This is a genomic window from Actinomycetota bacterium (genome assembly GCA_016700055.1).
GTDB lineage: Bacteria > Actinomycetota > Acidimicrobiia > Acidimicrobiales > Ilumatobacteraceae > Kalu-18.
Map to the genome: position 1 here is coordinate 207,164 of CP064997.1, position 24,994 is coordinate 232,157.

The 24,994-nt window shown below is 70.4% G+C and carries 19 protein-coding genes and 1 pseudogene; 9 read left to right on the top strand and 11 right to left on the bottom strand.

Annotated elements, in window-relative coordinates; genetic code table 11:
• The first annotated feature begins 5 nt into the window (after positions 1-5).
• The 4 genes and pseudogenes from IPM43_01045 (at position 6) to guaB (ending at position 5,747) form a co-directional block, all read left to right on the top strand.
• On the top strand, positions 6-1,427 hold the full coding sequence (locus IPM43_01045; protein ID QQS26283.1) for an amidophosphoribosyltransferase: 1,422 nt from the start codon (positions 6-8) through the stop codon (positions 1,425-1,427).
• Positions 1,427-2,605 (top strand): annotated as a pseudogene (purD, locus tag IPM43_01050) (phosphoribosylamine--glycine ligase). The gene IPM43_01045 and the pseudogene purD overlap by 1 nt, the downstream one beginning before the upstream one ends.
• 1,046 nt (positions 2,606-3,651) lie before the next feature.
• A complete protein-coding gene (purN, locus tag IPM43_01055; GenBank protein QQS25013.1) occupies positions 3,652-4,251 on the top strand; it encodes a phosphoribosylglycinamide formyltransferase in 600 nt (199 codons plus the stop codon).
• A complete protein-coding gene (gene guaB / locus IPM43_01060) occupies positions 4,248-5,747 on the top strand; it encodes an IMP dehydrogenase (GenBank protein ID QQS25014.1) in 1,500 nt (499 codons plus the stop codon). Before purN ends, guaB begins: the two co-directional genes overlap by 4 nt.
• A gap of 28 nt (positions 5,748-5,775) precedes the next feature.
• Here the strand turns inward: guaB and IPM43_01065 are convergent, their stop codons facing one another.
• Together IPM43_01065 and IPM43_01070 are read right to left on the bottom strand one after the other, a co-directional pair.
• Positions 5,776-7,215, bottom strand: a complete 1,440-nt coding sequence (locus IPM43_01065; protein QQS25015.1) for a VWA domain-containing protein — start codon at positions 7,213-7,215, stop codon at positions 5,776-5,778.
• Between the two features lie 15 nt (positions 7,216-7,230).
• On the bottom strand, positions 7,231-8,097 hold the full coding sequence (locus IPM43_01070; GenBank protein ID QQS25016.1) for a MoxR family ATPase: 867 nt from the start codon (positions 8,095-8,097) through the stop codon (positions 7,231-7,233).
• Between the two features lie 64 nt (positions 8,098-8,161).
• Between IPM43_01070 and IPM43_01075 the strand changes: the two genes are divergently transcribed.
• Genes IPM43_01075 through IPM43_01090 form a run of 4 tightly spaced genes read left to right on the top strand, consistent with a single transcriptional unit; the run spans position 8,162 to position 12,758 of the window.
• Positions 8,162-9,556 carry an AAA family ATPase gene (locus IPM43_01075; GenBank protein QQS25017.1) on the top strand — a complete coding sequence of 465 codons (1,395 nt, stop codon included), beginning with the start codon at positions 8,162-8,164 and terminating at the stop codon, positions 9,554-9,556.
• An 18-nt stretch (positions 9,557-9,574) separates the two neighbouring features.
• Positions 9,575-10,336: a hypothetical protein gene (locus tag IPM43_01080; GenBank protein QQS25018.1), complete on the top strand. Its 762-nt coding sequence runs from the start codon at positions 9,575-9,577 to the stop codon at positions 10,334-10,336.
• Between the two features lie 3 nt (positions 10,337-10,339).
• On the top strand, positions 10,340-11,977 hold the full coding sequence (gene murJ, locus IPM43_01085) for a murein biosynthesis integral membrane protein MurJ (GenBank protein QQS25019.1): 1,638 nt from the start codon (positions 10,340-10,342) through the stop codon (positions 11,975-11,977).
• A 10-nt stretch (positions 11,978-11,987) separates the two neighbouring features.
• Positions 11,988-12,758: a PspA/IM30 family protein gene (locus IPM43_01090; GenBank protein QQS25020.1), complete on the top strand. Its 771-nt coding sequence runs from the start codon at positions 11,988-11,990 to the stop codon at positions 12,756-12,758.
• A gap of 18 nt (positions 12,759-12,776) precedes the next feature.
• On the opposite strand, the gene proB is transcribed toward IPM43_01090, so the two are convergent.
• Together proB and obgE are read right to left on the bottom strand one after the other, a co-directional pair.
• The gene (gene proB, locus IPM43_01095) at positions 12,777-13,865 is read right to left on the bottom strand and encodes a glutamate 5-kinase (protein ID QQS25021.1); all 1,089 of its coding nucleotides are present in this window, start codon (positions 13,863-13,865) and stop codon (positions 12,777-12,779) included.
• Positions 13,865-15,115: a GTPase ObgE gene (gene obgE / locus IPM43_01100; protein QQS25022.1), complete on the bottom strand. Its 1,251-nt coding sequence runs from the start codon at positions 15,113-15,115 to the stop codon at positions 13,865-13,867. The genes proB and obgE overlap by 1 nt, the downstream gene beginning before the upstream one ends.
• A gap of 87 nt (positions 15,116-15,202) precedes the next feature.
• On the opposite strand from obgE, the gene IPM43_01105 reads away from it, so the two are divergent.
• Positions 15,203-16,309 carry an HD domain-containing protein gene (locus tag IPM43_01105; GenBank protein ID QQS26284.1) on the top strand — a complete coding sequence of 369 codons (1,107 nt, stop codon included), beginning with the start codon at positions 15,203-15,205 and terminating at the stop codon, positions 16,307-16,309.
• Between the two features lie 64 nt (positions 16,310-16,373).
• Here IPM43_01105 and rpmA read toward each other — a convergent pair whose 3' ends face one another.
• Genes rpmA through IPM43_01140 form a run of 7 tightly spaced genes read right to left on the bottom strand, consistent with a single transcriptional unit; the run spans position 16,374 to position 24,993 of the window.
• Entirely contained in the window at positions 16,374-16,628 is a 255-nt protein-coding gene (gene rpmA, locus IPM43_01110; GenBank protein ID QQS25023.1) for a 50S ribosomal protein L27, read from the bottom strand.
• A 9-nt stretch (positions 16,629-16,637) separates the two neighbouring features.
• Positions 16,638-16,949 (bottom strand): 50S ribosomal protein L21, encoded by a 312-nt coding sequence (gene rplU, locus IPM43_01115; protein ID QQS25024.1) that lies wholly within the window; start codon positions 16,947-16,949, stop codon positions 16,638-16,640.
• A 48-nt stretch (positions 16,950-16,997) separates the two neighbouring features.
• Positions 16,998-18,875, bottom strand: coding sequence for an Rne/Rng family ribonuclease (locus tag IPM43_01120; GenBank protein QQS26285.1), 1,878 nt, complete (start codon positions 18,873-18,875; stop codon positions 16,998-17,000).
• Positions 18,876-18,903: 28 nt separating this feature from the next.
• Positions 18,904-19,668, bottom strand: coding sequence for a DUF2344 domain-containing protein (locus tag IPM43_01125; GenBank protein ID QQS25025.1), 765 nt, complete (start codon positions 19,666-19,668; stop codon positions 18,904-18,906).
• On the bottom strand, positions 19,665-21,605 hold the full coding sequence (locus IPM43_01130) for a TIGR03960 family B12-binding radical SAM protein (protein QQS25026.1): 1,941 nt from the start codon (positions 21,603-21,605) through the stop codon (positions 19,665-19,667). Before IPM43_01130 ends, IPM43_01125 begins: the two co-directional genes overlap by 4 nt.
• 29 nt (positions 21,606-21,634) lie before the next feature.
• Positions 21,635-22,798: a rod shape-determining protein RodA gene (locus IPM43_01135; protein ID QQS25027.1), complete on the bottom strand. Its 1,164-nt coding sequence runs from the start codon at positions 22,796-22,798 to the stop codon at positions 21,635-21,637.
• Positions 22,798-24,993: a hypothetical protein gene (locus tag IPM43_01140; GenBank protein QQS25028.1), complete on the bottom strand. Its 2,196-nt coding sequence runs from the start codon at positions 24,991-24,993 to the stop codon at positions 22,798-22,800. The genes IPM43_01135 and IPM43_01140 overlap by 1 nt, the downstream gene beginning before the upstream one ends.
• Between the last annotated feature and the right edge of the window lies 1 nt (position 24,994).

Here is a 24,994-nt window from a genome sequence, read left to right on the forward strand (position 1 = left end):
CCCCGATCGCCGATCACCCGCACGAGGAGTGCGGCGTCGTCGGCATCTCCACCCCGCACGGCGAGGGCGTCGCCCAGCTCGCGTTCTTCGGTCTGTTCGCGCTGCAGCACCGCGGCCAAGAGGCCGCCGGGCTGGCGGTGAGCGACGGCCAGAGGGTGCGCATCCACAAAGACGCCGGCCTCGTCGCGAACGTCTTCACCCCCGAGGCGCTGGCACCGCTGTCCGGCTACCACGCGATCGGCCACACCCGCTACAGCACCACCGGGTCGAGCGCCGCCCGCAACGTGCAGCCGTTCCTCGTCGAGACGATGCACGGCCCGCTCGCGCTCGCCCACAACGGCAACATCGTGAACGCCGTCGCGTTGCGCGACGAGCTTCTCTCCCGTGGGTTCGGGCTCACCGCGACGAGCGACACCGAGGTGCTCACGCTGATGCTCGCCGCCGCGGGCGGACGCACGTGGGAGGAACGCCTGGAGCGCACCGTGCCCGCCTGGAAGGGCGCTTACAGCTTGGTGATGCTCGCCGGCGACCGGGTGATCGCCGCCCGTGACCCGTGGGGCTTCCGGCCTCTGTCCGTCGGCCGTCTCCCCCACGGCGGCCATGCAGTGGCCAGTGAGACGTGCGCGTTGACCACGCTCGGGTGCGTCGACATCACCGAGATCGAACCGGGTCAGATCGTCACGCTCCAGGGGGCCGAACTGCACCGGCGCCACAGCCTCACCCCGGGGGCCAACCGGGCGCGCTGCACGTTCGAGTTCGTCTACTTCTCCCGCCCCGACAGCGTGTGGGACGGGCGCAACGTGCACCACGTCCGCCAGCGCCTCGGCGAGGAGCTGGCCGGTGAATGGCCCGTCGACGCCGACGTCGTCATCCCCGTGCCCGACTCCTCGATCCCGGCCGCGATCGGTTACAGCCGGGCGAGCGGGATCCCGCACAACGACGGGCTGATCAAGAACCGCTACATCGGGCGCACCTTCATCGAACCCACCCAGGACATGCGTGAGCGGGGCGTGGCGATGAAGTTCAACGCCCTCGGCGAGAACCTGGCCGGCAAGCGCGTGGTGATGATCGACGACTCGCTGGTGCGTGGCACCACGGCCGGCCCGCTGGTGCGCCTCGTGCGTGAGGCCGGCGCCACCGAGGTTCACCTGCTGATCACGTGCCCTCCGATCACCCATGCCTGCCACTTCGGCGTCGACATGGGCCACGACGGAGACCTCATGGCCGCGCGCCTGACCGTCGACGAGATGCGCCAGCACATCGGCGCCGACAGCCTCGGGTTCTTGTCGCTCGAAGGCATGATGCGCGCCGTCGGCAGCGACGCCGGTCCAGACGGCGGCTACTGCAACGCCTGCTTCACCGGGCGATACCCGATCGACGTCGGTGACGCCGGCGCCAAGCTCGGCTTCGAGGGGGTGCTCGCCTGATGCGCGTGCTCGTCGTCGGCACGGGGGGACGTGAGCACGCCATCGCCTGGGCGTGCCGGCGCCACGGCCACAGCGTGACGATGGCTCCCGATCTGCCCGGCGACGCCGGCCCGGCGGTGTTCGATCTCGTCATCCCCGGCCCGGAGGCCGCGCTCGCCGCAGGCGTCGCCAACGAGTGCGCCCGGCGGGGCCTGGCGTGCTTCGGCCCGACGGCCGAGCTGGCCCGGCTCGAATCGTCGAAGGGGTTCACCCGTGCGCTCACGGCGCAACTCGGCATCCCCTCACCCGCGTTCGCCACCTTCGACGACGCCGACAAGGCGCTCGAATGGTGGCAGGGCTCCGGGCTTGACGTGGTCGTCAAGCTCGACGGCCTGGCCGCCGGCAAGGGCGTCGTGGTGCCCGAGGGCGCGCCCGAGACCGAGGCCGCGATCCGAGCGCTCGTCGCCGACGGCCCGATCGTGCTCGAAGAGCGGCTCCACGGCCCGGAGTGCTCGCTGCTCGCCCTGTGCGACGGCCGCACGGCGCGGGCGCTGCCCCTCGCGCAAGACCACAAGCGCATCGGCGAGGGAGACACCGGTTTGAACACCGGTGGGATGGGCGCGTACGCCCCCGCGCCCGTCGGCGTGTCGCCCGCCGACCTGGTGGCCACGTTCGTCCAACCCGTCCTCGACCACCTCGCCGCCGCCGGCACCCCCTACGTCGGTGTGCTCTTCGCCGGGCTGATGCTCACCGCCGGCGGACCGCGCCTGATCGAGTTCAACTGCCGCTTCGGCGACCCAGAGGCCCAGGCGGTGCTGGCGCTGCTGGAGAGCGACCTCGCGCAGGTGGCGCTCGCCTGCACCCGCGGCGAGCTGGCCGGTCTGGAACTGCACTTCCGCGAAGGCGCCGCGGTCACCGTCGTCGCCGCCGCGCCCGGCTATCCGGAAGATCCCCGGGGCGCCCTCGGATCGCCGATCACCGTCCCGACCGGCCTCGACGACGGCGACGCGGTGCTGTTCCCGGCGGGCATGAGTGCCCCCGGCCCCGGCGGTGAGCCCGCCCGCGTCACCGGGGGCAGGGTGCTCTCGGTCACCGGCCTCGGCGCCGATCTGGCGACGGCGCGCGAGCGCGCTTACGCGGCCCTCGCGGGTGTCCACTTCGACGGCATGCAGGTGCGCCGCGACATCGCCTGGCGTGCGCCGGGGGCGGTGCTCGGCTCCTACTCGGCGGCCGGCGTCGACATCGCCGAGGGCGCGCGGGCGGTCGAGCAGATGAAGGCCGCGGTCGAGGCCACCCACGGGCCGGCCGTGCTGCGCGGCGTCGGCAGCTTCGGCGGCGCGTTCAGCGCAGCAGCGCTGGCCGGCATGGTCGAACCGGTGCTCGTCGCCTCCACCGACGGCGTCGGCACGAAGGTCGAGCTCGCCGCTCGGCTCGGGCGGGTCCGCGGCGTCGGAGCCGACATCGTCAACCACTGCATCGACGACGTGCTGGTGCAGGCCGCGACGCCGCTGTTCTTCCTCGACTACATCGCCGCGAGCACGCTCGACGCCGACATGGTGGTCGAGATCGTCGGCGGCATCGCGCAGGCCTGTGCCGACGCAGGCTGCGCGCTGCTCGGCGGCGAGACCGCCGAGATGCCCGGCGTCTACGCCCCCGGCGCGTTCGACATCGCCGGCACCATCGTCGGGGTGGTCGAGCGGTCTGCGTTGCTACCCCGCGACGACCTCGGCGTCGGTGACGTGCTCGTCGGGATCGCCTCCAGCGGCCCGCACACCAACGGCTACAGCCTGCTGCGCCGGCTCTTCCAGTGGATGCCGATGGAGGTCACCCCCGCCGGCATGGACCGACCGCTCGGCGAGGCGCTGCTCGAACCCCACCGCTCGTACCTCGACGTGCTTCGCCCGGTGCTCGCGACCGGCCTGGTGAAGGCGCTCGCCCACATCACCGGCGGCGGCCTGGTAGAGAACATCCCCCGCGTGCTGCCCGACGGCGTCGACGCCTTGGTCGAGCTGGGCTCGTGGCCGGAGCCACCGCTCTTCCGCCTGGTGCGCGAGCTCGCCACCGCGCTCGACGACCATGAGCTGCACCGCACGCTCAACATGGGCGTCGGCATGGTCGTGGTGTGCGCGGCCGCCGACGCGGCGGCCGTCCAGGCGGCGATCCCCGAAAGCTCTTGGCAGATCGGCCGGCTCGTGCCCGGAAGCCGATCTGTGCAATTGCATCGATCACGGGGAGCCGACCCAACGTGAAGCCGCGCATCGTGGTGCTCGTGTCCGGCGACGGGACCAACCTGCAGGCCGTCCTCGACGCCTGCGCGAGCGGAACCCTGCGGGCCGAGGTCGTGGCGGTGGTGTCCAACCGCGCCGATGCCGGGGCCATGCAGCGCGCCGCACGCGCAGGAGTGCCGGCGGTGCACGTTCCGGCAGTCTCCGGCGAGGCCCGGGCCGACTACGACGCCCGGCTGGCCGATGTGGTGGCCGGCTTCGGGCCGGACTGGGTGGTGCTCGCCGGGTGGATGCGCATCCTCACGATGAGCTTTGTCGGCTGGTTCCCGAACCGTGTGGTCAACCTGCACCCGGCGCGGCCCGGCGAGCTGCCCGGCACCCACGCCATCGACCGCGCGCTCGACGAGGCCCGGCGCGGCCTGCGCACGTCGACGGGGGTGATGGTGCACCTCGTCCCCGACGAAGGCGTCGACGACGGCCCGGTGCTCGGTGTGGTCGACGTCGCCATCCACGCCGACGACGATCTCGACTCGCTGGCCGGGCGGATCCACGCCGCCGAGCACGTGCTGCTGGTCGAGACGCTGCGTACCCTGTGCACCAAGACGGAGGCCAACGCATGACCCACGACCCACGTGAGCAGCTCTTCGACCGCTTCGAGGCCCTCACCTTCAACGACGTCGTCGTCGTCCCCGGGTACAGCGAGGTGCTGCCCGACACCGCCGACACGACGGCCACGTTCGCTGCCGACATCGTGCTCGCCGTGCCGCTCGTGTCCGCCGCGATGGACAAGGTGACCGAGGGCAAGATGGCCGTCGCGATGGCGCGGGAGGGTGGGATCGGGGTGATCCACCGCAACATGACCGTCGCCGAGCAGGCGGCCGAGGTGCAGAAGGTGAAGCGCAGCCAGAGCGGGATGATCACCGATCCGGTCACCCTGCCGCCCACGGCCTCCTTGAACGACGCCGAGGCGCTGATGCACCGCTTCAAGTTCTCCGGAGTACCGATCACCGACGACACCGGGCGCCTCGTCGGCATCCTCACCAACCGCGACATCCGCTTCTGCCAGGGAGCCGACTTCGAGCGCCCGATCAGCGACTTCATGACCTCCGAGCGGCTGATCACCGCGCGCGTCGGCACCACGCTCGACGAGGCCAAGGCCGTGCTGCAGCAGTACCGCATCGAGAAGCTCCCCCTGGTCGACCACGAGGGCCGCTTGGCCGGGCTGATCACGGTGAAGGACATCCAGAAGCGCCAGGACTTCCCCAACGCCACCCGCGACTCCTTCGGTCGCCTGCGCTGCGCCGCCGCGGTCGGTGTGGGTCCCGACCTCGAAGAGCGCGTCGACGCGCTGTACACGATGGGCGTCGACGCGATCGCGATCGACACCGCCCACGGCCACTCCGCGGGGGTACTGAAGGCGGTCGAGCGGATCAAGGCGAACTGGGCCGATCTGCCCGTCGTCGCCGGCAACGTCGTCACCGAAGAGGCGATCGACGCGCTCGCCGACGCGGGCGCCGACGCGGTGAAGGTGGGCGTCGGTGCCGGGTCGATCTGCACCACCAGGGTGATCAGCGGTGCCGGCATGCCCCAGCTCTCGGCCATCTGGCACACCACCCGGCGGGCACGCCGACGGGGCATCCCGGTGATCGCCGACGGTGGGATCACCTACTCCGGCGACATCGTGAAGGCGATCGCCGCCGGCGCCGAGGCGGTGATGCTCGGCTCGTTGCTGGCCGGCACCGACGAGAGCCCCGGCGAGCTAGAGCTGTTCGAGGGCCGCCGCTACAAGAGCTACCGCGGGATGGGCTCGCTCGGGGCGATGCAGGGCCTCGGCGCCGACCGCTACGCGAGCGCCCAGAGCGAGGTCGCCGGGCAGAGCCGCAAGCTCGTCCCCGAGGGCATCGAGGGCCGCGTCGCCTACGCCGGCACCCTCGGTGACGTCGTCTACCAGCTGGTCGGCGGGCTGCGCAGCGGCATGGGGTACGCGGGTGCGCCGACGCTCGAGGCGCTGCGGTGCTCCGCACGATTCATGAAGGTGACCGCCGCCGGGCGTGAGGAGAGCCACCCCCACGACGTGACGATCACCAAGGAAGCCCCGAACTACCAGCGCAGCTGACGCCGCCGGGCACAGCCGGCAGCGCCGCTCACGCGAGCTTCTCGACGAAGCCCTCCAGCTGGCGCAGGTTGCGGCACTCGTACACGCCGTCGGTGTGCGTGCCGTACTCGCCGACGATCGAGTCGCCGGTGTTCCAGTACGAGCGTGGCTCGGGGTTGAGCCAGTACACGTGACGCGCCTTGTGGCGGATCTCCTTCACCACCCAGGACTGGCTGGCGTGGTAGTTGTTCCGGGCGTCGCCGAGCAGCAGCACCGTCGTCTTCGGACCGACGTCTTTGCCGTACCGCTCCCAGAAGACCTCGAACGCGTGCCCGTAGTCGCTGTGGCCGTCCACCCACACCACGTCGGCCTCGGTGTTCACCCGGTGGATCGCTTCGGTGATGTCCTCGGTAGCGCGGAAGTACTCGGTGACCTCGTCGATGCCGTCGATGAACACGAACGAGCGCACCTTGGAGAACTGGTTCTGGATCGCGTAGACGAGCATCAGGGTGAACCTGGCGAAGGCGGCGACGCTGCCGGAGATGTCGGCGACCACCATCAGCTCGGGCTTGGACGGGCGCGGGTACTTGAACTTCGGCTCGGCCGGCACGCCGCCGTAGCTCAGCGAGTGGCGCACCGTGTTGCGGAAGTCGAGCGGCCCCTTGCGCCCGTGCCTGCGCTTTCGCGCGAGGCGGGCGGCGAGCTTGCGGGTGAGCGGGTACAGCGCCTTGCGCAGGCTCTGCATCTCGTCGCGTGACGCGTGCATGAACTCGACGTCTTCGGGCAGCGGCTTGCGCAGGGTCTTCGCCATCGCCTCCGCACCGCGGTCGGCCACCAGCCGACGCCGGATCTCGGCCTCGATCTCTTGCTTGAACTGCTCGATCCGGTGCTCGTACTCGTCTTGCTCGAGCCGCTCCTCGAGCGCGGTCAGCTCCCCGCCGACCTCTTCGCGCGAGGCCTGCATCAGCTTGTCGAGCATCGCCTCGAGGTCGAGGTTGCGCAGCGTGCGGTACAGGTAGTACGTGCCCCCGACCGGGCGCCCCGGCTCCATCCCGGCGAAGCGCTGCACCGACTGGCGGGCGAGGGCACGCATCATCGCCTGGTCGCCGTGCAGCAGAGCCTGCATCAGGAGCTGCGCGATCTCCTCCGGCGTGAGGTTGTCCATGCTGCCGCCGGCGCCACCGCGCCCTTCACCCTGACGCAACTGCTCCTGCATCTCCCGCCACATCTGCTCGACGTCGGTCTCGTCACCTTCGGCGATGCGGTACTCCGGGCCGCGCAGGCTGAAGTACACCTCGAACACCGTCTCGAAGGCCCGCCAGTGGGCGTTGTTCTTGACGAGCGTCGCCCCGAGCGCGTACTTGAACGCGTCGCGGTCCTCGATCGGGATGTGCTGCACCGCCTCCATCGCGTCGAGGTTCTCGGTCAGCGAGACCGGCAACCCCGCGTTGCGGAGCTCTTGGACGAAGCCGGAGAGGAGGTCGAGCACGGCGAGGTCAGCCGGTCACTTCTCGACCGACAGCTCCTTCGCGGCCTTCACGATGTCGGTCTGGTACTTGAGCAGGATGTTCAGCGTCTCCTTCGCCGTCGCCGCGTCGATCGACTCGATGTTGAGCAGCAGCAGCGTGCGCGCCCAGTCGAGCGTCTCCGAGACGCTCGGCGCCTTCTTCAGGTCGAGCTGGCGGATGCTGCGCACGATGCGCGCCACCTGGTCGGCCAGGTGTTCGGTGATGCCTTCGACCTTGGCCAGCACGATCTCTTTCTCGCGCTCTAGGTCGGGGTAGTCGACGTGCAGGTAGAGACAGCGGCGCTTCAACGCCTCGGACAGCTCTCGGGTGTTGTTCGAGGTGAGGAACACGAGCGGGATCTGCCTCGCCGTGATCGTGCCGAACTCGGGGATCGACACCTGGTAGTCGGAGAGGATCTCGAGCAGCAGCGCCTCGGTCTCGACCTCTACCCGGTCGACCTCGTCGATCAGCAGCACCACCGGCTGTTCGGCGCTGATCGCTTCGAGGAGCGGCCGGGTCAGCAAGAACTCCTCGGAGAAGATGTCGTCGTGCAGCTCGCCCCACGAGTCCGACGCCCGGTCGGCCTGGATGCGCAGCAGCTGCTTCTTGTAGTTCCACTCGTAGAGGGCCTTGGACTCGTCGAGGCCCTCGTAGCACTGCAGGCGGATCAGCCGGGCACCGTTCATCTCGGCGACGCTCTTCGCGAGCTGGGTCTTGCCGGTACCGGCGGGACCCTCGACGAGCACGGGCTTGTCCAGCCGATCGGCGAGGAAGGCGACACCGGCAATACCTTCGTCGGCCAGGTAGTTGACGCTGCGCAGCCCCTCACGGACCTGCTGTACGGACTCGAAGCGCTGCCCCATGGCGGGCACCCTACCGGCCGCCTTGACCAGGGGGTCAATCGAGATCTGCGTACGATTCAGCGCCGTGGGACGCCTCGCACCATACGTCGACGAGTTCGTCACCACGGTCTGTCGGCACCTCGCCGAGCTGTCCGGCAAGGCGCCCGACGCCCACGACGGCGACGTGCGGAGGGAGGCGGCGAACCTCGTCGCCGCGCTGATCGACGCCGACGCGCGCCACACGAGCGACGAGCTCGACGCGTACCTCGACGACATCGGTCCGTGGCTCGACCCGCCGCTCGTCGCGACGGCCGCCGAGTTGCAGGCCAGTGGGTTGATCGACGGCCGGAGGGCATGGATCGACACGGTCTCCACCCTCTACGACCTGCTCGTACGCGCCGACGCGCGTGACGGCAGCCGCCGCAGCCACGACTACTACGACCGGGCGCTGCGCCTCGCCCACGCCGTCGCCGCCGCCGACCTCGTGCCCTCCCCCGCCGAGATCGCCGCGATCGACGCCTACCGCAGCCTGCTGCTGCACGCCCTCGACGGCGCCGACGTGGCCCGGCCCGGTCAGCCCCGCGCCGCGACGCCAGCCTCGGCCGGCGCCGACCCCGGCCCGGCCGCCCTCGAAGAGCCCGCTCCCCCGGAGCGCACGCTCGAAGAGCTGCTCGCCGAGCTCGACGCGCTCGTCGGCCTCGGCGCGGTCAAGACAGAGGTCCGCACGCTGACCAGCCTGCTGCGGGTGCAGCGCCTGCGGGCGGAGCTGGACCTGCCGGTGGTCGAGGTGAGCGCGCACCTCGTGTTCACCGGCAACCCGGGCACCGGCAAGACCACCGTCGCTCGCCTGTACAGCCAGATCCTGCGCGCGGTCGGCGTGGTGTCGAAGGGACACCTGGTGGAGACCGACCGCAGCCACCTGGTCGCCGGATTCGTCGGCCAGACCGCGATCCGCACGAGGGAGCTGCTCGAATCGGGGCTCGGCGGCACGGTGCTGATCGACGAGGCTTACGCGCTCGCCCGCGGCGGCGAGGCCGACTTCGGGCGCGAGGCGATCGACACGATCGTCAAGTTCATGGAGGACCACCGCGACGACCTGGCGCTGATCGCGGCCGGCTACCCCGACGAGATGGGCGAGCTCGTGTCCGCGAACCCCGGCCTGGCCAGCCGCTTCACCCGCACCCTCGACTTCCCCGACTACACCGACGACGAGCTGATGGCGATCTTCGCCCAGATCGCCGCCAAGCACCGCTACGAGCTCGACGGCGGTGCCGACGCCGCGGTCGCCGCCGCGGTCCGGCGACGGATCCACGCCGAGCCGCGCGGGCGGGGCTTCGGCAACGCCCGGTTCGTGCGCAACCTGTTCGAGGAGGCCGTCGGGCGCCACGCGCTGCGCCTCGGTAGCGTCGCCCACCCCGACGCGCGACAGCTCGTCACCCTCACCGTCGCCGACGTCGATGAACCGACCCGGCCGACCTAGCGGAATTACCCTGCGGAGATGGGCTCGCTCCGGGATCGCCTCACCACCCGCAAGGTGGCCCGCGCGCTGATGTCCCCTTGGCGCATCGCGCTCGGCGTGGCCGCCGCGGTCGCCGTCGCCGTCGCCGGAGGAGGTGCGCTCCTCGCTGTCGTCGTCGGTGCCGGCGTATACGGCGGCCTCGTCGCCATCGCCGGCGCGCGCGCCACTGCACCGGCACCGCAGGCCCGCATCGACCCCTTCACGCTCTCGGAGCCGTGGCGCCGGTACGTGTCGGCGGCCCAGTCGGCGACACGGCGCTTCGACGCGACGGTACGGGCGGCACGGGAGGGACCCCTGCGCGAACGGCTGGTCGAGCTGGCCGGACAGCTCGACCACGGCCTGGACGAGTGCTGGCGGATCGCCCGGCGTGGAGACGAGATCGACGAGTCTCTCGCCCGGCTGAAGGTCACCGAGACCCGTGCCCGCCTCGCCACCTTGCGTGCCCGCGCCGCGCCCGGGCAGGCAGCCGGAGAAGACGCCGAGCTCGCCGCCACCATCGAGTCGCTGCAAGCACAGGTCGACGCCGCCGAGCGACTGCGGCAGATCTCCACCAATACCGCTTCACAGCTGCGCCTCACCCAGACCCGCCTCGACCAGCTGGTCACCACCGCCGCCGAGGTCGCCGCGGCCACCCTCGACCCGGCCGAGCTCGACACGGGTGTGGCCGAGGTGGTAACCGAGCTGGAAGCCCTGCGCCTCGCCGTGGAGGAGACCGGCCCCGCGCGGCCGGCAACCGGCTGAGCCGTGGCCGAGCCCTCGCCCGCGTCGGGGAGCATCAACGTTCTCGACGACGCGCCACCCGCACTGCTCCGATCGAACGTCGTCGTCGCCCTCGGCACCGCCACGTCACGCCTGACGGGGATGCTGAAGGTGATCGTGTTCGGCATCGTCATCGGCCAAACGGCGCTGGCCGATGCCTACGACGGAGCCAACAACTCGCCGAACGCCGTCTACGAGCTGCTGCTCGGCGGGGTGTTGTCGGCCACCCTCGTCCCGCTCTTCACCCGGTGGCTCGCCGAGGACGACGAGGAGTCCACCGAGGTGGTCGTCAGCGTCGGCATCGTCGTACTGGCCGCGCTCACCGGCGTGGCCGTGCTCGCGGCGCCGTGGATCTTCCGGCTGTTCTCGTTGAACCCCGCCGACGGCGTCGACGTCGGCCAGTACCGCAGCGTCGGCACCGCCCTCGCCCGGATCTTCCTGATCCAGATCTTCTTCTACGGGCTGTCCGCGCTGTTCGGCGCGGTGCTCAACTCCCGCCGCCGGTTCTTCGCCGTCGCCTGGGCTCCGGTGCTCGCGAACCTTTCGGTGATCGTCACCCTGCTGTACGTGCCGACCCTGCTCGGACACGAGGCGCCGGTGATCGGCGACGTCGTCGACCACCCGGCGCTGCGCTGGCTGCTCGGCCTCGGCGCCACCGGTGGCATCGCCCTGCAAGCCCTCATCCTGCTGCCGGCGATGAAACGCGCCGGGCTCGACCTGCGCTTCCGGTTCCGTCCCCGCCACCCCGCGGTGAGGCGCCTGCTCGTGCTGTCGGGCTGGACGTTCGGCTACGTGCTGGCGAACCAGGTGGCCGTGATCGTGGTGAAGAACCTGGCCGAGCCCGGTTCCGGGGGCCAGGACGCCTACACCAAGGCACTCACCCTCTTCTACTTCCCGCACGGGCTCCTCGCGATGAGCATCGCGACCACGTTCGTGCCCGAGATGGCACGGGCCGTCACCCGCCGCGACAAGGCAGCGTTCATCGAGCGCACCTCGCTCGGCGTGCGGATCGTGGCGCTCGCGACCTTCCCGGCGGCGTTCGGGCTGCTCGTGCTGTCCCGCCCGATAATCGGGGCGCTCCTGCAACACGGGCAGTTCGACGAGGTGGCGGCGACGACGACGACACGAGCGCTCGCCGGGGTGGCGCTCGGCCTCGCCGGCTACTCGGTGTACCTGTTCGTCCTGCGCGGCTTCTACGCGCACCAGGACACCCGCACGCCCTTCGTGGTGAACCTGTTCCAGAACGGCCTCAACATCGCGCTCGCGTTCGTGCTCGTCGGTCGCTTCGACGTGCTCGGCCTCGGCGCAGCTCTCGCCGTGTCGTACGTCGTCTCGGCGGCGTGGGCGATCCTCGTCCTCAGCTACAAGGTGCCCGGGTTCCCGGTGCAGTCGCTCTACGGTGGTTTCGCCCGCATGCTCGCCGCCTCGGCGGTGATGGGCGGCGTCGTGTGGCTGGCCACCCGCCCGATCGGTGGCGACAGCGGCGCCGGGTCGTGGCTGCGGGTGGGCGTCGGGACCGTGGTCGGCGCACTCGTCTACCTGGGGTTGCTCGTCGCGATCCGCGCCCCGGAGCTGGCCGAGCTGCGCGCCCGGCTGCGGCCACGGTCCGCGACCCACGATTAAGCTCGCGCCCATGTTCAAGCTCGCGCGCAAGTGGTGGAAGTACCTGACGGCAAAGCTGACCGGCAAGTTCGACGAGTCCGCCGACCCGAAGGTGCAGCTAGAGCAGGCGCTCACCGAGGCGCAGGACCAGCACCGGCGGCTGAAGGAGCAGGCGGCGAACGTCATCGCCAGCCAGAAGCAGTCCGAGATGCGCCTGAACGGCAAGCTCGCCGAGCTGGAGAAGCTAAACGCGAACGCCCGCCAGGCACTGATCATGGCCTCCGACGCCGAAAAGGGCGGTGACGCCGCGAAGGCGCAGCAGTACACCACCGCCGCCGAGACCATCGCCACCCAGCTGATCCAGGTCGAACGCGACGTCGACGGCCTGAAGCAGACGGTCCTCGACGCCACGAGCGCCGCCGATCAGGCCAAGGCGGCGGTGCAGCAGAACAGCCGCATGCTGCAAGAGAAGCTCGCCGAGAAGCAGAAGCTGCTGTCCCAGCTCGAGCAGGCCAAGATGCAAGAGCAGATGGGCAAGGCGATGTCGCAGCTCCAAGAGACCGTCGGCGACGACGTGCCCACGCTCAACGAGGTGCGCGAGAAGATCGAGGCCCGCTACGCGAAGGCGAAGGCGACGACCGAGCTGCAGGAGACCTCCGTGGAGACCCGCGTCCTCGAGATCGAGCAGGCCACCGCGAACGTCGAGGCGCAGGACCGCCTCAGCCAGTTGCGCGCCGAACTCGGCCTCGACAGCGCGGCCGCGCCTGCGGCGGTGGAGCAGCCAAAGCCCACCGACGGCTGAGCGACCCGCCGCCCCGGATCAGGGCAGCAGCACGAGGTCGTCGCGGTGGATCACCTCGTGCACCATGCCGTCTGGCAGGTCACGCGTGTGGCGACCGGTGACGCGGCGCAGCTCGGTCGCGTCGACGAACACCATCCCCCTGGCGAACGGCACACCGTCGGGGCCGCGCACCTCGACGGTGTCTCCCTCCGCGAAGTCACCCTCCACCTCCACCACTCCCGCCGGTAGCAGCGACGTGTGGCGCTCGACCATCGCTTCGCGAGCGCCGCGGTCGACCAGCAGGGCACCGTTCACCTGCGACGCGAACGCGATCCACAGCTTGCGCGCGGCGAGCCTCCGCGCGTGCGGCTGGAACGTGGTGCCGAGCCCCCGCTCGCCGGCGACCGCGCCCGCGAGCACACCGGCGGCGCCGGAGTCGGCGATGACGGCGCGCACCCCCGACCACGACGCGATGCGCGCCGCGCCGAGCTTGGAGGCCATGCCCCCGCTGCCGCGGTTCGAGCCGGTGGTGCCAGCGGTGACGGCCAGCAACGGGTCGTCGGCGGCCACCTCGGCGACCAGCTGCGCGGTGGGATCCTGGCGCGGGTCGGCGGTGAACAGCCCGGGAGTGTCGGTGAGCAGCACCAGCAGGTCGGCGTTCACCAGGTGCGCCACGAGCGCGGCCAGCCGGTCGTTGTCGCCGTAGCGGATCTCGTCGGACGCGATCGCGTCGTTCTCGTTGATCACCGGGATGCAGCCGAGCTCGAGCAGCCTGGTGAGGGTTCGGCGAGCGTGCAGGTACTGCTGGCGGTCGACGAAGTCGTGGGGCACGAGCAGCACCTGCGCGGCGACCAGGCCGTGGTCACCGAGCGTCGAGTTGTAGACCTGCATCAGCCTCGCCTGGCCGGCCGCCGACAGCGCCTGTAGCGTGGGCACGTCGTTCGGGCGTTCGGGCAGGCCCAGGGCGGAAACGCCTGCCGAGACCGCTCCGCTCGTGACCACGAGCACCTCGTGACCGCGGGCGCGCAGCTCGGCGACCTCGCCGCTCAGGCGCGTGATCACCGATCTGTCGATCACACCGAGCGCGTCGGTGAGCGAGGAGGTGCCGATCTTGACGACGACGCGCATCAGGGCTCCGGCACGTAGTCGAAGCTGAACCCGCCGATCCACACCACGTCACCCTCGCGCGCCCCGGCGCGGGCGAGCAGCTTGGCGACTCCTTGGCGCTTCAACCGCTCGTCGATGTAGGAGAGCGCTTCGGCCGTGGTGACGTCGTTCAGCGCCACCGTGCGCTCGGCCCGGCGACCGTGCACCCGGAACTGGTGCTCGTCGAGGCGTTCCACCCACGCGCCGTCGGCCTCGGGGCGCAGCACCACCACCCCCTCGTGGCGGGGACCCTCCTGGCGGGCTTCGTGCACCAGCGCGGCGAGCTGCCCGACGAGCTCACGCAGCCCGCGTCGCGTGACGGCCGAGATCGCGAGTCCATCCCACGCGGTCAGCACCTCGTCGGTGGCGACGTCGGCCCTGGTGCCGACGACCACCCGCGGACGCTCGAGCAACTCGGGCTCGTAGTCGCCGAGCTCGGCGAGCAGCACCTCGAGCTGGTGCTCGGGCGAGGCCCCGTCGACAGAGGCGAGGTCGATCATCACGCACAACACCCGCGCCCGCTCGACGTGTCTCAGGAACTGGTGCCCGAGCCCGCGGCCCTGCGCGGCACCTTCGATCAGCCCGGGGATGTCGGCAACCACGAACTCGGTCTCGTCGTCGAGACGCACCACGCCGAGGTTCGGCTCCAAGGTGGTGAACGGGTAGTCGGCGATCTTCGGCTTCGCGGCGGAGACGACGCTGATCAGCGTGCTCTTGCCGGCGTTCGGGAAGCCGACGAGGGCGACGTCTGCCATCAGGCGCAGGTCGAGCTTCAGCCAGCGATCCTCGCCGTGCTCGCCCTGCTCGGCGAAGCTCGGCGCCCGCCGCCGGTTGGACAAGAACCGCGCATTGCCCCGCCCGCCGCGGCCCCCGTGAGCGGCCAGCCAGCGGTCGCCGTGGTGGACGAGATCGGCGAGCACCTCGCCGGTGTACAGATCGCGGGCGGTGGTCCCTTCCGGCACGTGGATCTCGAGGCTGGCCCCACGCTTGCCGTGGAGGTCCTTGCCCTTGCCGTGCACCCCGTTGGTCGCCCGCCGATGGGGATGGTCGCGGAACGCGAGCAGCGAGGCGACGTTGTGGCTGGCCACCAGCCAGACGTCGCCACCCTTGCCACCGTCGCCGCCGTTCGGCCCGCCGAGCACCACGGGGCCCTCACGCCGGAACGACACGCAGCCGGCTCCGCCGTCTCCCCCACGTACGTTCAGCTGGCACTCGTCGACGAACCCACTCATAGCGTGACGGTCGAGGCTACCCGTTGCCTATCCTCGACCACCGTGAGCGAAGACGCGCAGCAGCGGTCCGCACGCTGGGCGGCCACCATGGAAGGTCACGGCGCCGCGTCGACGGGCACCGATGGCCTGCGGCTGGCGCACGCCGACTCGTGGGCGGGTCCCGGCTCCTCGGCGACGGTGCCGCGCACGGCGCGCGAAGACGCCGAGCACGCCGGCCTCGCCCCCCTCGCCACCCGCGCGTTCGGCCCGGGCGAGCGCGCGGTCGAAGAAGAACCGGATCCCTTCCGCACATGCTTCGAACGCGACCGCGACCGCATCCTGCACGCCGCGGCCTTCCGCCGGCTGGCCGGCAAGACACAGGTGTTCATCTTCCCCGAGGACCACCAGCGCACCCGGCTCACCCATGCGCTCGAGGTGGCCCAGGTGGCCACGTCGGTCGCCCGTGGTCTGGGGTTGAACGTGGCCCTCACCGAGGCGATCGCGCTCGGCCACGACTGCGGGCACGGCCCCGGCGGCCACGCCAGCGAAGACGCGCTGAGCCCCTACGTGGCCGGCGGCTACGACCACGCCGTGTGGGGTGCCGACGAGACCCTGGTGCCGCTCAACTTGTGCGTCGAGACGCTCGACGGCATCCGCAACCACTCCTGGAGCCGGCCGGCGCCGTCCACCCCCGAGGGCGAGGTGGTCAGCTGGGCAGACCGGGTGGCGTACGTCTGCCACGACTTCGAAGATGCCGTCGCCGCCGGCATCGTCACCGCCGAGATGTTGCCCGAGCTGGTCAGCGAACGCTGTGGCACCGCGCGCTCGCGTCAACTCGGCACGTTCATCGGGGCGATGCTGGCGGCCACCGCGGAGACGGGTCGCATCGGCATGCTCGCGCCGTTTGCCGAGGCACTCGCCGAGTTCCGCCGGTTCAACTACGACCACGTGTACCTGCGCCCGGCCTCACGCCAGCAGGCGTCGCAGGTGATCGACCTGCTGCAGGCGCTCGTCGAGCACTACGCGGACCGGCCGAACCTGATCCCCGTCGCGCACCGCCACGGCCCCGACGGTGGGCTCGACGCCGGCAGCCCCGAGGCGCTGCGCTCAGCCGTGGCATGGGTGGCGGGGATGACCGACCGCTTCGCCTGCCGGGAGGGCATCGCCCTGCTCGGCTGGACCCACGACCGCCTACCCGCCGGCATCGACGTCTAAGCGTTCTCGGTCGGATCAGGCGCGCTATACGTCACAAATCCGACCGAGAATGGAAGGGAAGAGATCAGTCGAGCGGGAGCACGTCGATGACGCGGCGTCCACGCCGCTCACCGAACTTGACGCTGCCGTCGACGAGCGAGAACAGCGTGTCGTCGCCACCGATGCCGACGTTGCGGCCGGGGTGGAACTTGGTGCCCCGCTGGCGCACCAAGATGGTGCCGGCGGTGATCTTCGTGCCGTCGAACGCCTTCACGCCGAGGCGCTGGGCGTTGGAGTCACGGCCGTTGCGGGTGGAACCGCCACCTTTGGTCTTCGACATGTCCGGTGCTCAGCCTTTCGCGATCGAGGTGATCTCGACGACGTGGTAGTGCTGGCGGTGACCGTAGCGACGGCGCTGGTTGGTGCGCCGCTTGTAGGTGAAGCCGTTGATCTTCGGGCCCTTGGCGGCACCGACGATACGACCCTTCACCGACGCTCCGGCGAGCTCGGAGGGGGTGGCGAGGACACTCGACCCATCGACCACGAGCACGGGCGAGAACGAGACGTCTGAGCCCTCGTCGGCGCCGAGCAGCTCGACGTGCACCTGCTGGCCTTCGGCCACGCGCACCTGCTTACCACCGGTTGCGATCACTGCGTACATAGCGGATCGATCCTACCCGTCGGGCCGGCGCCTTCCACTCCCCGGGTCTCACTCGAGCAGGCGGTGGTCCACAGTGACGCCTCTGCCCTCGCACTCCGGGCAGACCTCGGAGAAGTTGGTCAACAACCCCTCGCCGATGCGCTTGCGGGTCATCTCGACGAGGCCGAGGTCGGAGATGTCGAACACCTGCGTGCGGGTCTTGTCCCTGGCCAGCGCGTCACGGAAGGCGTCGACCACCCTGCGCCGGTTCTCCTTCACCTCCATGTCGATGAAGTCGATCACGATGATCCCGCCGATGTCACGCAGGCGCAGCTGGCGGGCGACCTCTTCGGCGGCCTCCAAGTTGTTGTGGAACACGGTGGCCTCGAGGTTCGAGGTGCCGACGTTCTTGCCCGTGTTCACGTCGATCACCGTGAGCGCCTCTGTGTGCTCGATGATCAACGACCCTCCCGAGGGCAGCCACACCTTGCGGTCGAGCGCCTTGTGGATCTGCTCGTGGATGTGGAACCGCTCGAAGAGCGGCAGCCCCTCGGCGTCGGCGTCGTAGAGCTCGACTCGGTCCGCGAGCTCGGGATTGAAGTCGCGGACGTAGCTCTCGACCTCTTGGTGCAGGCGGGGGTCGTCGATGACGATGCCGCGGTAGTCGGCGTTGAACTCCTCGCGGATCACCCGCACCGCGAGCTCGGGCTCGCGGTAGAGCAGCGTCGGCACCCTGGCCGAGGTGGCCGACTTCTCGATCTGGGTCCACTCGTCGAGCAGGCGCGTGATGTCGGCGCGCAGCTCGTGCTCGGAGGCGTCCTCGGCGGCCGTGCGCACGATCAGCCCGTGCTCGGCCGGCTTGACCCGGTCGAGGATGGCGCGGAGGCGCTTGCGCTCGTCGTCGGGAAGGCGCTTGGAGATGCCGTACGTCCGCGAGTTGGGGATCAGCACCACGAAGCGCCCCGGCAGGGAGATCTCCTGGGTGAGGCGCGCGCCCTTCGCGCCGATCGGGTTCTTCGTGACCTGGCAGACGATCATCTGCCGGGCACGCAGGATCTGCTCGATGCGCGGTTCGCCGGTGCCCTCGACGATGTCTTCGGCGTCGTACTGCACGTCGCCGCGGTAGAGCACGGCGTTCTTGGGGGTGGCGATGTCGACGAACGCAGCCTCCATGCCCGGCAGCACGTTCTGCACCCGGCCGAGGTAGATGCTGCCGTGGATCTGGGAGATGTCGTCTGAAGGCCGGCTGACGTAGTGCTCGATCAGGCTGCGCCCCTCGAGCACCGCCACCTGGGTGAGGTTCTCCCGCACCTGGACGCACATCAAGTAGCGCCCGATCGGGCGCCCGTTGCGCTCCCGGCCGCGACGCCGCTCGATCGCCTCCTCCGGAGCGAGCAACTCGGCCTCGCCGGCGCGCTCCTTACCGCGCCCTCCCCGGGTACGCCGCTTGCGTGAGGGATCGCCCGGCGCGCCCTTCGTGAGCGCGGCGCTGCTCGCGCCTTTCGCCGAACCCCGCGACTTGTTCCGGGCTCCACCGCCCTTGGAACCGTCGTCGCCACGCCCGCCGCCGGCGGGCGCGGGCCGGGCGACGGGGGGTGCGGGCCGGGTGTCGCCGATCTGGGGTCGGCGCGGCACGAGCGCCTCGGCCGCGACCTGCGGGGAGAGCACCTTGCCCTCGATCGGTCGGTCGGGCAGCTCGGGCTGGTCCTCGGCCAACTCGCCGGCCACATCGGCCGACTCGGGCGCCGCCGCCTGGTCATCGTCGGCGAGTGCCGGCTGGCCACCGCCCGAGCGCGCCGGCTTGCGGTTACGACCCCCACGCGACCCGCGACGGCGCTTCTTGCGCACGCTCGGATCGCCGATATCGCCGTCCGCCGCGTCGTTCATCGTGTCGTCCGCCGCGTCGTCCATCGCGTGGTTCATCGTGTCGTCCACGGTGTCGTTCATCGTGTCGTCGGCCGTGTGGCCGACCGGTTCAGCGTCGGGCGACGCTGAGTGTTGCTCGGTCATCTATCTCGTCCTTTCCGGCGCCCGCCCCGCGGGGGTGCGCCTCGTGATCGACGGGCATCAGCTCGTGGCGCCCGCCGTCACGTTCGATCCATTGGTGGGTGCGTAGCACCCGGTACACGACGTCGTAGGGATCGACGCCGGGGAACAGCACCTTGACCAGCTCGTAGGGTCGCAGGGCGCGACCGTCGCTCGTCAACTCCGCGGTGAGGTTGACCTCGTCCGAATCCGTCGAGGCTACGGCCAGGTCGACGATCGCCGGACGCACGTCGTCCGTGCGCAGCTCGCCCTTGCGTTCACGCTCGAGGTGGAGCTGGTCGGCGCCGAGGGCGTCGGAGACCGCCGCGGCCACCGTGGACGGCGACACGCCGCGCAGGGTGATCGACCACGTGCAGGAGACGACGTCCTCCTGTAGCGACGCACCGACGGGCCGCAGCGCCACGGCCGTCACCTCGAAACCGGTGGGCAGCGCATCGCTGAGGCGGAGAGCCAGGTCGGGATCGAGCAACTCCCCCGCCTCGTCGGTGAGCTCCACGTCGAGGTATTCACCGAGCGACTCCGCCCCGGTCGGCAGCGCCAGCCCGAACGAGATCCGCGCCCGGGGCGAGAACCCGCCCGACAGCGCGACCGGTTGTCCCGCCTTGCGCAGTGCCCGCTCCCAGATGCGCGCCGTGTCTCGGTGGCTGGTGAAGCGCACCTTGCCGAGCTTGGTGTAACGCACGCGCACCTTCACCGCGCCACTCCTACCGTCACCGGCACCGCGCCGGCGAGGGCGAGATCCTGGCCGGTGCCCTGGCTGCCGCCGGCGGGCGCAACGGTGGAGGCGACCACGTGCTCGAGCCCGTAGCCGGTGCAGACCCCGCAGTCGTAGCACGGCGTCCAGCGGCAGTCCTCCACACCGGAGCCGGCGAGTGCCGCCTGCCAGTCCTGCCACAAGAAGTCGGGGTGCAGCCCCGCAGACAGGTGATGCCAGGCGAAGATCTCGTCCTCGGCGCGGTGGCGGAACACGTACCAGTCGAGTGAGAGACCCTCGGCCGCCATCGCGTCGGTCCAGCGGCGCACGTCGAAGAACTCGGTCCACTCCTGGAACGTCCCCCCTGCGCGCCACACCCGCTCGATCACGGCGCCGATGCGGCGGTCGCCGCGGCTGACGATGCCTTCTGCCAGGGTCGCCGCCGGGTCGTGCCACTTGAGCTTCACCCCGCCGGCGCGATGGGTGGCGTCACGCAGCATGCGGATTCTGCGGCCGAGCTCGGCCTCGGTGAACTGGCCGAACCACTGGAACGGGGTGTGCGCCTTCGGCACGAAGCCGCCGATGCTCGCGGTGACGCTGGCCCGGTTCGTGTATCCCTTGCCGATCTGCACGCAGCGGCGAGCGAGCTCGGCGATGCCGAGCGTGTCGTCGTCGGTCTCCGTCGGCAGGCCGGTGAGGAAGTAGAGCTTCATCCTCGTCCAGCCGTTCGCGAAGGCGGACTCGACCGCGCCGTAGAGATCGTCGTCGGTGATCAACTTGTTGATCACGCTGCGCATCCTCCACGTTCCGGCCTCGGGAGCGAAGGTGAGCCCGCTGCGACGCCCTCCGGCCACCTGCGCGGCGAGACCGACCGTGAACGCGTCGACGCGCAGGCTCGGCAGGCTGACCGACGTCGTCCCGCAGACGGTGGGGTCGAGCACCGTCTCGGCGATCAGCGGCTCGATGCCGCTGTAGTCGGCCGTCGACAGCGAGCTGAGGCTCACCTGGTCGTGGCCGGTGCGGCGCAGGCCGTCGGCGATCAAGGTGCGCACCTGCTCGGCAGGGCGTTCCCGCACCGGCCTGGTGATCATCCCCGCCTGACAGAACCGGCAGCCGCGGGTGCAGCCACGGAACACCTCGACGGTCAACCGGTCGTGCACGACCTCGGTGAGCGGCGCGAGGGGACGCCGCGGGTAGGGCCACGCCCCGAGGTCGGCGACGGTGCGCTTGTCGACCCGATCCGGCACGTCGGAGAAGCGCGGCGTGATCGCCGCGATGCGCTGCCCGTCGTACTCGACGTCGTAGAGCGACGGCACGTACACCCCGGGGATCCGGGCGAGAGCACGCAGCACCGCCTCGCGCGAACCCTCGGTGCGCCCGCTCGCCTTCCATTCGCGCACCACTTCGGTGATCTCGCCGACCACCTCCTCGCCTTCACCGAGCACCGCCGCGTCGATGAAGTCGGCGAAGGGCTCCGGGTTGAAGGCGGCGTGACCGCCGACGAGCACCAGGGGATGTTCGGGACGGCGGTGCTCGCTGCGCACCGGCACCCCGGCGAGGTCGACCATGTTCAGCAGATTCGTGTAGACGAGCTCGGCGGAGAGGTTGAACGCGAGCAGGTCGAACTCGCCGGCCGCGCGGTGGGTGTCGACGGAGAACAGCGGCACCCCACGCTCACGCATCAGGCGCTCGAGGTCGACCCAGGGCGCATAGGTGCGCTCCGCGACGGCGTCGTCGCGCTCGTTCACGACCTCGAACAGGATCTGCAGTCCCTGGTTGGGCAGGCCGATCTCGTAGGTGTCGGGATAGGCGAACAGCCAGCTCACCTTCCCGGGAGCGTGCTGGGGGACGATTGCACCGTCCTCGCAGCCGATGTACCGCGCCGGCTTCTGCACCCTGGCCAGGAGCGGATCGAGCCGCGACCAGAGAGATGTCATGGTGGGCGGATTCTACCGGCCGGCGCCGATCAGCGCATGCGGCGCATGTGCACGCTCTGGACGAGCCCGATCATGATCGCGAAAGCGACGAGCGACGACCCGCCGTAGCTGATGAAGGGCAGCGGGATGCCCGTCACCGGCATGATCCCCATCGTCATCCCGACGTTCTGGAAGATGTGCCAGAGCAACATCGCGAAGATCCCGGCGCAGACGTAGGTGCCGAGCATGTCCTTCGACAGGTGCGCGATGCGCCAGATCCGGAACAGCATCAGCCCGAACAGGGCGAGCAGCACACCCCCGCCGAACATGCCGAACTGCTCGGCCACGGCGGAGAAGATGAAGTCGCTGTGCTGAACGGGGATGAACCGCCCCGTGGTGAGCGGTGCCTCGAGGTAGCCCTCTCCGAACCAGCCGCCAGTGGCGACGGCGCGCTTCGCGTAGCGCACCTGGAGCACCAGGTTCTGCAGGTCTTCGTCGGTGCTGTTCTGGTTGAGCAGCGCCTCGATCCTCCGGAGCTGGTAGCGATCGACGACCCCGCTGATCACGGCCGCGGCAACGGTGGCCACGGACAGGCCGGTCACCAACACGATGTAGCGCACCTTGGCGCCGGCGACGAGGAGGATCCCCATCGCGCCGACGACGAGCACGGAGGCCGACCCGAGGTCGGGCTGCAGGACGATCAGCCCGACCGGGACGCCGACGATCAGCAGCCCGCCGACGAAGCGGGCGTAGGAGACGGCATCGGCTCGCTCGGTGGACAGATAGGCGGCCAACGCGAGCACGACTCCGACCTTCGCGAACTCCGCGGGCTGCATCGAGATCTGTCCGAGGTCGAACGAGAGCCTGGCGCCGCCGCGCAGCGCGCCGACGGCGAGCACTAGCACCAGCGCCACCACCACGGAGCCGTACAAGAAGTAGGCGCGCTCCTTCAGCGCCTCGTAGTCGAAGGCCATCGTCGCCACCATCGCCACCGCGGCGACGATCAAGAAGACCACCTGACGCAGCGTGTACCAGTAGGGATCGCCCTCCACCCGCCAATAGGTGGCGCTGTAGATCGCCACAACGCCGATCGTGCACAGCACGGCAACGGTCAGCATCAACACCCAGTCGATGTTGCGGCTCGGGTCGCCAGGGCTCGAACGGATGTTGCCGAGACCGGAGTCCGGACGGCGGGTGAGGAGCGGCAGCCCCACTAGTCGCGCACCTCGGCCGTGGTCGTGCCGAGGCAGGTCGAGTCGGGCATCGAGCGGGAAGGCGCGGCGACGGTGCTCTGCAGGTCGAGCGGGTCCGACAGCAACACCGGTTCCAGCAGGGCCCTGCCGTCGAGCGCGAGGAACATGCACTTCGTCACCGGTGCTGCGGCCTGCGAGCCGTAGCCGCTCTTTTCCAGGTAGGTGACGACGGTGTAGGGACGGTCCGGGTCCAGGCTGAACGCGGCGAAGGCCGACGAGTCGTTCCACGGCAGGCTCGCCGCCCCCTGCGCGGTGCCCGTCTTGCCGGCGATCGGCAGCTCGGCGAGGGGATAGTCGCGGAACAGCTTCTCACCGGTGGTGGAGTGGTAGAAGTCCGACGACACGCCCGGCCCGGCGACGACGCGTGACAGGCCACGCACGATCGGCCACTGGATCTCGGGGGGCATGTTGATCTGTTCGGCGCCCTCGATGCCGTTGAAGCCCTCGACGATCTCGGACTTGGAGAGGTCGGCGAAGCCGGCCTGAACGCCGTCGGGGGTGCCCGGCGCCAAGAGCGCCAGCGCCACCCCGGGCACCACCCGGAAGCCACCGTTCGCGAACATCGAGTAGCCCACCGCGAGCTGCAGAGGCGTGGCCGCGAGCAGGCCCTGACCGATGGCGAGCTGGACGTTGTCGCCGACCAGGTAGTTCGCGCTCTCCGACGGGTGCAGCACGCCCTTATCGAACAGTTCACGCTTCAGGTCCTTGTCCGGCACCCGGCCGGAGAACTCGTACGGCAGGTCGATCCCGGTCTTCTCCCCGAACGAGAACAGGCGCACCTGCTCCTGCAGGATCGGCGCCCCACCGCTCAGGACGAAGCTCTCCTCGCCGATCTTGTAGAAGAACGCGTCGCTGGATACCGCCAGCGCGTCCTCGACGTTGACGTTGCCGTACTGGCACGGTCGGCCCGTGCTCTTGCAGGTGGCGTTGCGGAACTCGCACTTCACGCCGGTGGCGCAGACCTCTGGCGCGATGCTGGTGAGGATGTAGCTGCCCTGGTCCTCGTAGTAGTAGTTGACCCCGCCGGGCAGCATCCCGGTGTTGAGCGCGGAATAGGCGACGAACGGCTTGAACGTCGAGCCCATGTTGTACTGGCCCTGGATCGCGCGGTTGACGAGGATCGACTGGTCGGGGTCGATCGGCGTGCCGTCGGGGTTCGTCGTCGGGAAGATCTCCGTGAACTTGGCTCCGGAGATGCCGGCGTTGAACCAGCGGTTGTCGAAGGTCGGGTAGCTGGCCAGCGCGAGCACCTGGCCGTTGCTGTGGTCCAACACCACGATCGACCCGGCGGGCGCCTTGAACGACTGGCACTCGGGGAACTGGGGCTTGACGAGCTTGCCCTCCAGGTCCTTGTTCTGGCACGCCACGGCCGACCGCCGCGCGCGGAGCTGGGTCTCGAGGGTCTGTTCGGCGTACTGCTGCAGGTCGAGGTCGATCGCGAGCAGCAAGTCGTTGCCGGCCACGGGCTCCACCCGCTCGACCTCGCGCAGCACCCTGCCGGCTGCGTCCACCTCGTACACGACGAAGCCGGGAACACCGCGCAGCGCGCTCTCGTAGCTGCGCTCCACCCCGAAGCGACCCACCCGCTCGCTCAGCTCGTATCCGCGCTCGCGGTACTGGTCTTGGTCGTCCTCGGTGATCGCCCCCATGTAACCGACGACGTGGGCGGCAAGCGGGGCGAACGGGTACTCGCGCCGCCACTGCGGGGTGACGTCGACGCCGGGGAAGTCCTCGATCCGCTCGGTCAGGTACAGCGCCGTCTGCTCGCTCACGTCCTCGGCAAGGGGTAGCGGGAGGAACGGGCTGTAGCGGCCGCTGTCGAACCGATCCTCCATCGCGTCGACGGGCATGCCGACGATGCCGGACAGCCTGGAAAAGAGCACCTCGCGGGCATCCTCTTTCCCGATGACGTCCCAGTCGATGGTGACGGTCAGGATCCGTTCGTTGTCGGCGACGATGCGCCCGTCGCGGTCGAAGATGCGGCCGCGTTCGGGCAGCAGCTTCACGGTGCGGGTCTTGTTCGCCACCACGCGCTGCTCGAGTGCCGGTGCGTCGACCACCTGCAGGAACCACATCCGTGTGCCGAGGGCGCCGAAGAGCAGCACGGCGACGAGGGCCAGCACCGACAGGCGCGCAGAACGTCGGTCACTCGCCATG